The 13,463-nt window shown below is 71.2% G+C and carries 10 protein-coding genes; 3 read left to right on the forward strand and 7 right to left on the reverse strand.

The annotated features are described in order from the left end of the window. Positions 1 to 57 precede the first annotated feature (57 nt). The 6 genes from gap to uvrA all read right to left on the reverse strand — a co-directional run bounded on the left by gap (position 58) and on the right by uvrA (position 9,261). Positions 58 to 1,062, reverse strand: a complete 1,005-nt coding sequence (gene gap, locus DDP54_RS15375; RefSeq protein ID WP_109132890.1) for a type I glyceraldehyde-3-phosphate dehydrogenase — start codon at positions 1,060 to 1,062, stop codon at positions 58 to 60. A gap of 247 nt (positions 1,063 to 1,309) precedes the next feature. Continuing rightward, positions 1,310 to 2,290, reverse strand: a complete 981-nt coding sequence (whiA, locus tag DDP54_RS15380; protein WP_109132891.1) for a DNA-binding protein WhiA — start codon at positions 2,288 to 2,290, stop codon at positions 1,310 to 1,312. 19 nt (positions 2,291 to 2,309) lie between these two features. Then, the gene (gene yvcK, locus DDP54_RS15385; RefSeq protein ID WP_109132892.1) at positions 2,310 to 3,290 is read right to left on the reverse strand and encodes a uridine diphosphate-N-acetylglucosamine-binding protein YvcK; all 981 of its coding nucleotides are present in this window, start codon (positions 3,288 to 3,290) and stop codon (positions 2,310 to 2,312) included. Continuing rightward, positions 3,287 to 4,228, reverse strand: coding sequence for an RNase adapter RapZ (gene rapZ / locus DDP54_RS15390; protein ID WP_109132893.1), 942 nt, complete (start codon positions 4,226 to 4,228; stop codon positions 3,287 to 3,289). The genes yvcK and rapZ overlap by 4 nt, the downstream gene beginning before the upstream one ends. Continuing rightward, on the reverse strand, positions 4,225 to 6,300 hold the full coding sequence (gene uvrC / locus DDP54_RS15395) for an excinuclease ABC subunit UvrC (protein ID WP_109132894.1): 2,076 nt from the start codon (positions 6,298 to 6,300) through the stop codon (positions 4,225 to 4,227). The genes rapZ and uvrC overlap by 4 nt, the downstream gene beginning before the upstream one ends. A gap of 99 nt (positions 6,301 to 6,399) precedes the next feature. Next, positions 6,400 to 9,261: an excinuclease ABC subunit UvrA gene (gene uvrA / locus DDP54_RS15400; protein WP_109132895.1), complete on the reverse strand. Its 2,862-nt coding sequence runs from the start codon at positions 9,259 to 9,261 to the stop codon at positions 6,400 to 6,402. A gap of 93 nt (positions 9,262 to 9,354) precedes the next feature. Between uvrA and DDP54_RS15405 the strand changes: the two genes are divergently transcribed. Both DDP54_RS15405 and DDP54_RS15410 read left to right on the forward strand, forming a co-directional pair. Next, on the forward strand, positions 9,355 to 11,187 hold the full coding sequence (locus DDP54_RS15405; protein WP_109132896.1) for a glycoside hydrolase family 15 protein: 1,833 nt from the start codon (positions 9,355 to 9,357) through the stop codon (positions 11,185 to 11,187). Continuing rightward, on the forward strand, positions 11,187 to 11,891 hold the full coding sequence (locus DDP54_RS15410) for an MBL fold metallo-hydrolase (protein WP_109132897.1): 705 nt from the start codon (positions 11,187 to 11,189) through the stop codon (positions 11,889 to 11,891). Before DDP54_RS15405 ends, DDP54_RS15410 begins: the two co-directional genes overlap by 1 nt. 39 nt (positions 11,892 to 11,930) lie before the next feature. On the opposite strand, the gene DDP54_RS15415 is transcribed toward DDP54_RS15410, so the two are convergent. Then, a complete protein-coding gene (locus DDP54_RS15415; RefSeq protein WP_109132898.1) occupies positions 11,931 to 13,094 on the reverse strand; it encodes an acyl-CoA dehydrogenase family protein in 1,164 nt (387 codons plus the stop codon). A 58-nt stretch (positions 13,095 to 13,152) separates the two neighbouring features. Between DDP54_RS15415 and DDP54_RS15420 the strand changes: the two genes are divergently transcribed. After that, entirely contained in the window at positions 13,153 to 13,443 is a 291-nt protein-coding gene (locus DDP54_RS15420; protein WP_109132899.1) for a YciI family protein, read from the forward strand. Positions 13,444 to 13,463: the final 20 nt, after the last annotated feature.

Below are 13,463 nucleotides of genomic sequence, written 5' to 3' on the forward strand. Positions count from 1 at the left end.
GCGTGGCGCACGCGGACGCATGGCCGTGCAACGTGCTGCGTGCTCAGGCGCTAGCCGTCAGAGCCGCTCGCCGACGTACTCGGTGAGCGAGACGAGGCTGCTCGAGTAGCCCCACTCGTTGTCGTACCAGGCGACGATCTTGACGAGGTCTCCGCTGACCTTGGTCAGCTTCGCGTCGAAGATGCTCTGGTGCGGGTTCGTCACGATGTCGCTCGAGACGATCTCGTCCTCGGTGTACTCGAGGACGCCCTTGAGCGGGCCGTCGGCAGCGGCCTTGACCGCGGCGTTGACCTCGTCGACGGTGACCTCACGCGATGCGGTGAACGTCAGGTCGACGGCGGAGCCCGTGATGGTCGGGACGCGCATGGCGAAGCCGTCGAGCTTGCCCTTGAGCTCCGGGAGCACGAGCGAGACGGCCTTGGCCGCACCCGTCGAGGTCGGAACGATGTTCGCCGCAGCGGCACGGGCACGACGAAGGTCGCGGTGCGGGCCGTCCTGGAGGTTCTGGTCACCCGTGTAGGCGTGGATCGTGGTCATGAGACCACGCTCGATGCCGATGGCGTCGTTGAGCGCCTTGGCGACCGGGGCGAGGCAGTTCGTCGTGCAGGACGCGTTGGAGATGATGTGCTGCGTCGCTGCGTCGTACTGCGTGTGGTTCACGCCCATGACGAAGGTGCCGTCCTCATTCTTCGCCGGGGCGGAGATGATGACCTTCTTGGCGCCGGCCGTGATGTGCGCCTTGGCCTTCGTCGCGTCGGTGAAGAAGCCGGTCGACTCGATGACGATGTCGGCGCCGAGCTCGGCCCACGGCAGGTTCGCCGGGTCGCGCTCTTCGAGGGCACGGATGGGCTTGCCGTCGACGATGATGTTGTTCTCGTCGTACGACACGCTGAGCGGGAAACGGCCCAGGACCGTGTCGTACTTCAGCAGGTGCGCCAGGGTCTTGTTGTCCGTGAGGTCATTGACACCGACGATCTCGATGTCTGCCCCGGACGCCAGGATGGCCCGGTAGAAATTACGTCCGATACGGCCGAAGCCGTTGATACCGACGCGGATGGTCACTTGCCCTCCTCGGCACGCGCCGACAGAGCCGGCGCACACAGTTACGGTCAGAGACGAGCGCGCACGCCGCTGTGCGCCTCTCCGATGGCGTCCGACCTGCGAGCAAGCTCGCCGACCGCGGCCCCATCGGATGAGTCGAGCCTACACGGATGCCGCAGGTGTCGACGGGACCATGGTCCGCTCGCAGCGGGCTCCCGAGGCATGCACGGAACCACCCTCATCGGGTCCCGACCTGCACGTCGAGTCGTCAGAGATCGAGGTACTCGGGCGACAGTCCGGCCTCGGTGTCCGGGATCCCCAGCTCGGCAGCGCGCTTGTCGGCGGTTGCGAGCAGGCGCCGGATGCGCCCCGCCACCGCGTCCTTCGTGAGGACCGGGTCGGCGAGCTTGCCCAGCTCCTCGAGCGACGACTCCTTGTGGGCCAGGCGCAGCTCGCCGGCCTCGCGGAGGTGCTCCGGAAGGTCCGCGCCGAGGATCTCGAACGCACGCTCGACGCGTGCTCCGGCGGCCACCGCAGCGCGCGCGGAGCGACGGAGGTTCGCGTCGTCGAAGTTCGCCAGCCGGTTCGCGGTGCCGCGCACCTCGCGCCTGACGCGGCGCTCCTCCCACAGCAGCATCGTGTCGTGAGCTCCGAGGCGAGCGAGCATCGCGCTGATCGCATCGCCGTCCCGGATCACGACCCGGTCGACGCCGCGGACCTCGCGCGCCTTCGCCGCGATGCCCAGCCTGCGTGCTGCGCCGACGAGCGCGAGCGCGGCCTCCGGGCCGGGGCACGTGATCTCCATCGACGACGACCGACCAGGTTCCGTGAGCGAGCCGTGCGCCAGGAAGGCGCCGCGCCACGCTGCCTCCGCCTCGCCGATCCCGGCCGAGACGACCTGGGGCGGCAGGCCCCTGACGGGCCGACCCCTGTTGTCCAGCAGGCCGGTCTGCCGCGCGAGGGACTCGCCCTCCTTGACCACCCGGACCACGTACCGGCTGCCCCGACGCAAGCCGCCGGCCGAGACCACGATGACCTCGCTCGTGTGCCCGTAGACCTCAGCGATCGCCTGGCGCAGCCGTCGGGCAGCGATGCCCGTGTCCAGCTCGGCCTCGACGACGATCCGCCCCGAGATGATGTGGAGTCCGCCAGCGAACCGGAGCGTCGCGGAGACCTCGGCCTTGCGGCATGACGTCTTGTCGACCTTGAGCCTCGCGAGCTCGTCCTTCACCTGTGCCGTCAACGCCATGGCGTCATCCTGCCATCACCTACCGGTCGCTGGTGCGGGTCCCGACATCCCCGAAGGTCCCTTCGACCACGTCGCGCAGCGCCGCAGCCAGGCGCAGCGGGTCATGACGCGGCGACCCGTCGCTCACGCCGACCTGCCGGAGCAGCAGCCGCGCACCGAGCTCGTCGGCCCGGGCGACGAGCTCCGCGACGTCCCCGACCGCCGACGGGTCCGCCACCACGGCGTCGATCCTCAGGTCCGGCGCGTGCCGGTGCAGGACGTCGAGGTGCTGCTCGACCGGCATCCCGGCGGTCTCGCCGGTGCCCGCTGACAGGTTGAGCACGACGATCCGTCGGGCCGGCGTTCGGTGCAGGGCGTCCGAGAGCCCGGGCACGAGCAGGTGCGGCAGCACCGACGTGAACCACGAGCCCGGTCCGAGCACGACCCAGTCGGCCGCATCGATCGCCGCGACGGCCTCGGGGCACGCGGGGGGCGAGTCGGGGACGAGGCGCAGCCGGGTGATCCGCCCGGTCGTCACGGCGACCGAGCTCTGCCCGCGCACGACGCGGTGGCCGCCGTACGCGTCGTCCACGTCAGCCTCGATGGCGAGCGGGACGGCCGCCATCGGGAGCACGCGCCCGCGCGCACCGAGCAGCTTGCCCACCCAGTCGAGGCCCTCGACCGTGTCACCCAGCAGCTCCCAGAGCGCGACGATCAGCAGGTTGCCCACCGCGTGCTGGTCGAGGTCCCCCGACGACGCGAAGCGGTGCTGCATCACGTCGCGCCACAGGCGCCCCCACTCGGAGTCGTCGCACAGCGCGGCCAGCGCCATGCGCAGGTCACCGGGCGGCAGGACGCCGAGCTCGTCACGCAGCCGCCCCGACGACCCTCCGTCGTCGGCCACCGTGACGACGGCGGTCAGCTGGTCCGACATCAGCCGCAGGGACGACAGCGTCGCCGAGAGCCCGTGACCACCGCCGAGTGCGACGAATGCCGGATCCGGCTGGTGCCCGGCCCTCATTCCTTGCCGAGGTCGCGGGCGCCGACGGTCACCCGGTGACCCTGGTCCCGCAGCCGGGCCGCGATCGCCTCGCTGATGGCGACCGAACGGTGCTTCCCGCCTGTACAGCCGACGGCGATCGTGACGTACCGCTTCTCCTCGTGCAGGTAGCCGTTGAGCACCGGCTCGAGCGCCGACACGTAACGGTCGACGAACTCGAGGGCGCCGGGCAGGCCGAGGACGTAGTCGCGCACGGCGGCGTCACGCCCTGACAGATGGCGCAGCTCGCTGATCCAGTACGGGTTCGTCAGGAACCTGACGTCGACGACATGGTCCGCATCGAGCGGGATGCCGTACTTGAACCCGAACGACACGATGTTGACCCGCAGCGGGTCGTCGCCCGTCGCCGTGACCACGGCCCGGACCTGCCGCCCCAGGTCGTGGACGTTGAGCTCGGAGGTGTCGATGAGGATGTCGGCGCGCTTGCGGACGTCGGCGAGCAGCGCGCGCTCGGCGGCGATCCCGTCGAGGACGCGCCCGTCGCCCTGCAACGGGTGCGGACGACGCACCGTCTCGAACCGCCGGACCAGGACCTCGTCCGACGCGTCGAGGAACAGGATGCGGTAGTCGATCCCCGACTCGCGCAGACCCGACAGCACCTGCGCGAGGTCGGAGAAGAACTCCCGCGTGCGGACGTCGACGACGGCCGCCAGGCGCTGACCGTCGCCCGCAGCGCCGTGACGCATCATGCCGATGAGGTGCGTGAGCATCTGCGCGGGGAGGTTGTCGACGACGTACCAGTCGAGGTCCTCAAGCACGGCCGCAGCGCGCGAGCGGCCCGCTCCGGACATGCCCGTGATGATCAGGACCTGCGGCGCCGGAAGCCGGGGCGCCTCGGTCGCCGCCTCCAGGGCAGGTATGCCGGACGGGACGGTGATCGGCGAAACCTCGTCGCTCATGACCCCAGCATGCCAGTGTTCACGCCCACGCCCTCGGCGGCGGATGCCTCGTCGTCGGCACCGCCCGGCGCAGCGTCAGGTCGGGCGTCGGTCCGTAGCGCCGCCACGACCGTCGCAGCGGTCCGCGCGCCCATGCCCTGGACCGACGCGATCTCCTCGACCGACGCCAGGCGCAGCCGCTTGAGCGACCCGAAGTGCTTGAGCAGCGCGGCCGACCGCGCCGGCCCGAGCCCCGGCACCGCATCGAGGGCCGAGACCGTCATGCCCTTGCTGCGCCGCTTGCGGTGCGAGCTGATCGCGAACCGGTGGGCCTCGTCCCGCAGTCGCTGCAGCAGGTACAGCCCCTCCGAGCTGCGTTCGAGGATCACCGGGTAGTCCTCCCCCGGCAACCAGACCTCCTCGAGACGCTTCGCGAGCCCGCACAGGGCGACGTCGTCGATGCCGAGCTCCGCGAGGGCCGCCGCCGCCGCGGCCACCTGGGGCTGGCCGCCGTCCACCACGACGAGGTTCGGTGGGTAGGCGAACCTCGTCGGACGTCCGGTGCTCGGGTCGACCGGACCGGAGCGCAAGGGCGCGTCGTCGTCCGACCCGCCCTCGTCCAGATCGAGCTCGACGTCCCCCGAGGTCGCCCGCTCGGCGAGGTACCGGCGGAACCTGCGCGTGATGACCTCGTGCATCGCCTCGGTGTCGTCGCGTGCACCCTCGCCCTCGGCACCCCTGATGCTGAAGTGCCGGTACTCGCTCTTGCGGGCGAGGCCGTCCTCGAACACGACCATCGATGCCGACTGGAACGTCCCCTGGTTGTGCGACACGTCGTAGCACTCGATCCGCAGCGGTGCGCTCGGCAGGTCGAGAGCCTCCTGGATCTCGCGCAGCGCCTGGCTCCTCGTGGTCAGGTCACCGGCCCGGCGGGTGCGATGCAGCGCGAGGGCGTGCTCGGCGTTGCGCCGCACCGTCTCGGCGAGCTCACGCTTCTCGCCACGCTGCGGCACGCGGATGTCGACGCGAGCGCCCCGCAGCCCGGTCAGCCAGGCCTGCACCTGGTCGACGTCGGTCGGCAGCACAGGGACGAGGACCTCGCGCGGGACCGCGCGGGCATCGCCGGTGACGCCGCGCTGCGTGGTGTCGGCCGACTGCTCGGCGCCGTAGACCTGCTCGAGCAGGCGCTCGACGAGGTCGGCATCCGTGGCGTCCTCGACCTTCTCGACGACCCAGCCGCGCTGTCCCCGGATCCGCCCGTCCCGGACGTGGAACACCTGCACGGCGGCCTCGAGCTCATCGCCGACGAGCGCGAAGATGTCGGCGTCCGTTCCGTCCGCGAGCACCACCGCGTTCCGCTCCATCGCCCGTTCGAGCGCCGCGATGTCGTCGCGCAGCCGACCCGCCTGCTCGAAGTCGAGCTCGGCGGCGGCATCCCGCATGCGCTGGGTCAGGCGGCGCGTGAACTTCGCGGCGTCCCCCGCCATGAAGTCGCAGAAGTCCTGCGCCAGTGCGCGGTGGTCCTCGGGGGTGATGCGCCCGACGCACGGAGCGGAGCACTTGTCGATGTAGCCGAGCAGGCACGGGCGGCCCTGCTGGTGCGCCCGCTTGAACACGCCCGTCGAGCACGTCCGGACCGGGAAGACCCGGAGCAGGAGGTCGACGGTCTCGCGGATCGCCCAGGCGTGCGCGTACGGGCCGAAGTACCGGGTGCCGGGACGCTTGGCGCCGCGCATGACCTGAACCCGTGGGAACTCGTCGGCGAGCGTGACCGCAAGGTAGGGGTAGGACTTGTCGTCGCGGTACTTGATGTTGAACCGCGGGTCGAACTCCTTGATCCAGGAGTACTCGAGCGCGAGCGCCTCGACCTCGGTGCTGACGACCGTCCACTGCACCGAAGCCGCCGTGGTGACCATCGTCTGCGTCCGGGGGTGCAGGTTGGCGACGTCCTGGAAGTAGTTCGCGAGACGCGAGCGCAGGCTCTTCGCCTTGCCGACGTAGATGACGCGGCCGTGCTCGTCCCGGAAGCGGTAGACGCCCGGAGAGTCGGGGATCTCACCGGGTGCGGGGCGATAGGTCGCAGGATCGGCCATGGTTACGAGGGTAGTTCGCGCCACCGACGCCACGCGCACCGCCGGTCATGGCGCTGCCGGGTCAGGGCACCGCAGACCGTTGATCAGGGCATCGCGGGGTCACGCCCCGACGGCGACCCGCTCCGGCTCGAGCACCTCGGCGAGGAACCTGCCCGTGTGGCTCGCCGCGACGGTCGCCACGTGCTCGGGAGTCCCCTCCGCGATGACGCGACCGCCGCCGTTGCCGCCCTCGGGACCCATGTCGATCACCCAGTCGGCGTTCTTGATGACGTCGAGGTTGTGCTCGATGACGACCACGCTGTTGCCCTTGTCGACGAGCGACTGCAGGACCCCGAGCAGCTTGCGGATGTCCTCGAAGTGGAGGCCCGTGGTCGGCTCGTCGAGCACGTAGATCGTGCGACCCGACGAGCGCTTCTGGAGCTCTGCGGCGAGCTTGACCCGCTGGGCCTCGCCGCCGGAGAGCGTCGGCGCGGGCTGCCCCAGGCGCACATACCCGAGTCCGACGTCGACGAGCGTGCGCAGGTGGCGCGCGATCCCCGGGACGGCAGCGAAGAACTCGGCGGCCTCCTCGATCGGCATCGCGAGCACGTCCGCAACCGTCTTGCCCTTGAAGTGCACCTCGAGGGTCTCGCGGTTGTAGCGGTCACCGTGGCACACCTCGCACGGGACGTACACGTCGGGCAGGAAGTTCATCTCGATCTTCAGGGTGCCGTCGCCCGAGCACGCCTCGCAGCGGCCGCCCTTGACGTTGAACGAGAAGCGACCCGGCGCGTAGCCGCGGACCTTGGCCTCCGTGGTCTCGGCGAACAGCCGGCGCACGTGGTCCCAGACGCCTGTGTACGTCGCGGGGTTCGACCGCGGGGTACGCCCGATCGGTCCCTGGTCGACGTGCACCACCTTGTCGAGGGTGTCGAGCCCGGTCACGCGCGTGTGCCGGCCCGGCACCTGGCGCGCCCCGTTGAGCTGGTTGGCCAGCACCGTGTACAGGATCGAGTTGACGAGGGTGGACTTGCCCGAGCCCGACACCCCGGTCACCGCGATCAGCGTGCCGAGCGGGAACGACACGTCGATCCCCGTCAGGTTGTGCTCGCGCGCCCCGAAGACCGTGAGCATGCGCTCCGGGTCGATCGGGCGTCGGCCGTCCGGCATGGGGATCGAGCGGCGGCCCGACAGGTACGCGCCGGTCAGCGACTCCTTCGACGCGAGCAGCCCGGGCAGGTCGCCCGAGTGCACGACCCGGCCGCCGTGCTCGCCGGCGCCCGGACCGATGTCGACGATCCAGTCGGCCGCGCGGATCGTGTCCTCGTCGTGCTCGACGACGATCAGCGTGTTGCCCAGGTCGCGCAGCCGGGTCAGGGTGTCGATCAGGCGACGGTTGTCGCGCTGGTGCAGGCCGATGCTCGGCTCGTCGAGCACGTAGAGCACACCGGTGAGACCCGAACCGATCTGCGTCGCGAGCCGGATGCGCTGCGCCTCGCCGCCCGACAGAGTCGCCGCGGGGCGCATGAGCGAGAGGTAGTCGAGGCCGACGTCGAGCAGGAACCCGAGCCGCGCCTGGATCTCCTTGAGCACCTGCAGGGCGATCGCCGCCTCGCGCTCGCCCAGCTCGAGCAGGTCGAGGAAGTCGCGCGCCTCTCGGATCGGGAGCGCGCAGACGTCGGCGATGGAGCGACCGCCGATCTTGACGGCGAGCACCTCGGGCTTGAGCCGCGTTCCCTCGCACACGGGGCACGGGACCTCGCGCATGAAGGCCTCGTACTTCTCCTTGCTCCACTCCGACTCGGTCTCGCCGTGCCGGCGCTCGAGGAAGGTCACCACGCCCTCGAACCCGGTCGAGTACTGGCGCTCGCGACCCCAGCGGTTCTTGTACTTGACGCGCACCTCGTGGTTCTCGCCGTAGAGCACCGCGTGCCGCGCTCGCTCGGGCAGCGCGCGCCACGGCGTGTCCATCGAGAACCCGAGGTCGCTCGCCAGCGCCGTCAGGACCCGCTGGAAGTACTCGCTGGAGATCTGGGCCCACGGAGCCACGGCGCCCTCGGCGAGCGACGCCTCCTCGTCCGGGATCACCAGGTCGGGGTCGATCTCGAGACGTGACCCGATGCCGGTGCACTCGGGGCATGCGCCGTAGGGCGCGTTGAACGAGAACGTCCGCGGCTCGATCTCCTCGAGCGTCAGCTCGTGGTCGTTCGGGCAGGCACGGGTCTCGGAGAAGCGTCGCTCACGGGCCGGGTCGTCGATGTCCGCGTCGACGAGCTCGACGACGAGCAGGCCGCCGGCGAGTCCGAGCGCCGTCTCGACCGAGTCGGTCAGGCGACGCTGCACGCCCTCCCGGGCGACGAGACGGTCGACCACCACCTCGATGTCGTGCTTGAGCTTCTTCTCGAGCGTCGGTGGCGAGGTGAGCTGCACGACGCCGCCGTCGACCCGGGCGCGCGCGAACCCCTTCGCCTGGAGCTCCTTGAACAGGTCGGCGTACTCGCCCTTGCGGCCGCGCACGACCGGTGCGAGCACCTGGTACTTGGTGCCCTCGGGCAGCTCGAGCAGCCGGTCGACGATCTGCTGCGGCGTCTGGGCCGTCACGCGCTCGCCGCACACCGGGCAGTGCTGGGTGCCCGCGCGAGCGAACAGCAGGCGCAGGTAGTCGTAGACCTCGGTGATGGTGCCGACCGTCGACCGGGGGTTGCGGTTGGTCGACTTCTGGTCGATCGATACGGCCGGGGACAGACCCTCGATGAAGTCGACGTCGGGCTTGTCCATCTGACCGAGGAACTGCCGCGCGTACGCCGACAGCGACTCGACGTACCGGCGCTGACCCTCGGCGAAGATCGTGTCGAAGGCGAGCGAGGACTTCCCCGAGCCGGACAGCCCGGTGAAGACGATGAGCCGGTCCCGCGGGAGATCCAGGTCGACGTTGCGCAGGTTGTGCTCTCGGGCACCCTGGATGACGAGTCGATCATTCACCGGGACAGTTTACGGTGCGCGACTGACATCCGTACACCTGTTCGAAGGCTCTGTCGACGTGTCGTGCGCCACTGCACCCCCGATGATGGACGCGTGGCCAACGACGAGACCGTCCCGATCGGTGAGTACGCGGTGCTGGGTGACGGCCGCACCGCGGCGCTCGTCTCCCGACGCGGCTCCGTGGACTGGCTGTGCCTCCCCCGGTTCGACTCGGCCGCGTGCTTCGCCTCGCTGCTGGGGACGGCGAAGAACGGTCGTTGGCTGCTGACCGTGCCGGACGCGACCCGCGTGGAGCGCAGCTACCTCGACGACTCCTTCGTCCTGCGGACCGTCTACACCACCCCCGGCGGCACGGCGGTCGTCGAGGACGCCATGCCGCTCGCCGACGGGCGCGCCGACCTGGTGCGCCGCATCACCTGCACCGAGGGCACAGTTGCCGTCGAGCACGAGTGGGTCGTGCGGTTCGGGTACGGCGCGATCGTCCCGTGGCTGCACCGCGTCGTCGACGCTGACGGGCGCGAGGCCCTCCGCGCGATCGCCGGACCCGACTCCCTCGTCCTGCGCGGCGACCGGTTGCCGCACGCCGCCGGCCACCGGCACCACGACGAGTTCGAGCTGCACGCGGGCGAGAGCGTCGAGCTCGTGTGCACCTGGGTCAGCTCCTGGGAGCCGACCCCCGCGCCGCTGCCCATCCGGGACCGGCTCGCGGAGACCGCGACGGCATGGAGCGCATGGGCTGACGGTTGCCCGTACACGGGCTCGTATCGGGACAAGGTCGTGCGGTCGCTGCTCGTGCTCAGCGTGCTCACGAGCTCGGAGACAGGCGGCATCGTCGCCGCGGCCACGACGTCGCTGCCCGAGGACTTCGGTGGTGAACGGAACTGGGACTACCGCTACTGCTGGCTGCGCGATGCCGCACTGACCATCCACGCGCTCCTCGAGCACGGGTTCCGCGACGAGTCCACCGCGTGGCGCGACTGGCTGCTGCGCGCCGTCGCGGGTGACCCGCGGGACCTGCAGATCATGTACGGGGTCGACGGTCGCCGCGACCTGCCCGAGCGCACGCTCGACCACCTGCCCGGCTACGCCGGTTCGCTTCCGGTGCGGCTCGGCAACGCCGCCGTCGGTCAGGTGCAGAACGACGTCCTGGGCGAGGTCATGTGCGCCCTGCACGCTGCACGACGGGCCGGCCTGGCGGAGTCCGACGACTCGTGGTCGCTCCAGCGACGCCTGGTCAACCACCTCGCGCGCCACTGGCGGACTCCCGATCGGGGGATCTGGGAGGTGCGGGGAGCCCCCCGCCACTTCACGCACTCGAAGATCATGGCGTGGGCCGCGCTCGACCGCGCGGTGCTCGGCATCGAGGAGCACGGCCTGGACGGGCCGATCGACCTGTGGCGCTCGGAGCGCGACGCGATCCGGGCCGACGTTCTGGCGCACGGCTGGGACCCGGAGCAGCGCACGTTCGTCCAGTCCTACGGTGCCAAGCACACCGATGCCGCGCTGCTCCAGCTCGTCCAGGTCGGGTTCCTGCCGCCCGGCGACGACCGGGTCACGGGCACGATCGCGGCGATCCGGCGCGAGCTCGAGGTCGCCCCGGGGCTCGTGCACCGTTACCTGCCCGAGCGGACCGACGACGGGGTGGCCGGAACCGAGCACCCCTTCCTCGCGTGCTCGTTCTGGCTCGCCGACGCGCTCAGCCGCCGGGACGAGCTCGAGGAGGCGACCGCCGTCCTCGACGTCCTCACCGGGCTCACGAACGATGTCGGCCTGCTCGCGGAGCAGTACGATCCGCGCACCGGCCAGATGGCGGGCAACTTTCCTCAGGCGCTCAGCCATCTCGCCCTCGTCCGCGCGGTCCACAGCCACGACGAGGCGGTCGCCCGCAGGCTCTGCGCACAGGCCAGCACGCTCGGGAGGTCATGATGACGGACACCGACCACGTCGCCCCCGGCGGTCCGACCGTTGCACGCACGCTCGACGAGATCGTCATCCGGACGGTCGCGGTGGGCCCGATGGACAACAACGCCTACCTGCTGAGCTGCCGCCGCAGCGGTGCGCAGCTCCTCGTCGATGCCGCCGACGACCCCGACCGGCTGATCGCGCTCGTCCGGGAGGGGTCCGGCTCGGCGCGACTCGACCTGGTCGTCACGACGCACCGGCATGCCGACCACCTGCAGGCGCTGCGCTCCGTCGTCGCCGTGACCGGTGCCCCCGTCGCCGCGGGGGCGGACGACGCCGACGCCATCGCCCAGGCCACGGAGACCCCGGTGGTCCGGCGCCTGCACGACGGCGACCCGGTGACAGCAGGCCACCTCAACCTGCAGGTCGTCGCGCTCCGGGGTCACACGCCGGGATCGATCGCGCTGGCGTATCGCGAGCCGGAGCACGTGAGCGCCCCCGGGGCGGTCCCCGGGCGCGTCCACCTGTTCACGGGCGACTCGCTGTTCCCGGGCGGCCCTGGCCGGACGACGAGCACGGCGACCTTCACCACCCTGATGGACGATCTCGAGGCCCGAGTGTTCGCGCGGTTCGACGACCAGACGCTCGTCTACCCCGGTCACGGCGATCTGACAACCCTCGGCGCGGAGCGCCCGCACGTCCCGGAGTGGCGCGCGCGCGGCTGGTGACTGCGCCGCTGGTGACTGCCCGGCTGGCGACTGCGCAGCTCAGTCGCGCTGCACCGGGCCGAGCCAGGCGTTCGCGACGGTCGCGTGCGCCGACTCCCCGTCGGAGGGGTGGAAGATCCCCGCGAGCACGTCGCGGTAGAGCCTGCCGAGCTCGTTGCCGGCGAAGTACGACGATCCCCCACCGACCCGCAGCGCCTGGTCGACCACGAACCGGGCGCTCTCGGTCGCCCGCACCTTGAGCCCCACCAGCCGCGGGAACCACTGGGTCCCGTGGTCGGCGAGCTCGTCGACGTCCCGCGCGAGCCTCGTGACCTGAGGCAGCATCGCATCCTGCGCGATGGCTGCCTCGGCGACCTTCCAGCGGATGTCGGGATCCTGGGCGTACGACTTGCCGCCGTTCTTCATCGACGTCCGCCGGTGCGCCGCGGCGACGGCAAGCTCGAGGGCCCGCTGCCCGATCCCCGTGTACACGGCGGCGAGCAGGATCTCGAAGGTCGCGAACAGCGCGAAGATGAACGGGTCGGGGCTCGGGCCGACGGGTAGCCGCCGGTAGACGCGGTCCGCCCGCGCGGGCGCAGCGGTGAACCGGGTCGTGCAGCTCTGCGTCGCACGCATGCCGAGCGTGTCCCAGTCGTCGCCGACCTCGATCCCACCCGCGTCGCGGTCGACGACGGCGTGCACGAGCAGCGGCGCGGCGGGGTCGGTGTCGTCCCGACCGAACAGCGCGATCCGCGTCCAGACCGGGGACAGGGACGTGAAGATCTTCGTGCCCGTGAACAGGTAGCCCCCGTCGGGCTGCGGCTCGGCGCGCGTGCGGGAGTCGAACATGACGAGGTCGTTGCCGCCCTCGGAGTTGCCGAACGCGTAGACCTCGCCGTTGGCCGCGTCGTCGAGCACGAAGGCGAGCGACTCGTCGCCGCGCGCGACGAGCGCCGCCGCGATGCCCGTCACGACGAGGTGCATGTTGACGGCGAGCGCCGTGGCGGGCGCGGCGGCGGCGAGCCGCACCTGCTCGCGCGCGACGAGCTCGAGGCTCAGGCCGAGTCCTCCGCGCGACGCCGGGACGAAGGCCTTGAGGTAGCCGGCTGCAGCGAGGTCAGCGAGGTCCTCGTGCGGGAAGGCGTTGTCGCGGTCGTAGCCGGCAGCACGACCGGCGATCCGGGCCAGCAGCTCGTCGCTCAGGGCATCGGGAGTTGTCGTCATGGCTGCACTCTCTCACCGGGGTGCGCCACGGGCCCACCCGATCCGGCAGGATGACGTCATGTCGATCTTCGCCGTCGAGTACACGTACAACGACCTTCCCGACCTCCGCACGCAGGAGCTCGCGCGTCACCGCGCCTACCTGGGGTCGCTCGCGGAGGACGGACGCCTGCTCGGTTCGGGTCCCTACACCGACGGGTCTCCCGGCGCTCTGCTCGTCTTCCGCGTCGACGGGCGCGCGGCTCTCGACACGCTGCTCGCGGCCGACCCGTTCGCGGTCGTCGGCCTCATCGCCGAGGCCAGGGTCCGGACGTGGGACCTCGTCCTCGGCGGGTGGGCCGACGGGGTCTGACACCGCCCATCGGCTCCGCC

Origin of the sequence: Cellulomonas sp. WB94, assembly GCF_003115775.1 — a bacterium.
Lineage (GTDB): Bacteria > Actinomycetota > Actinomycetes > Actinomycetales > Cellulomonadaceae > Cellulomonas_A.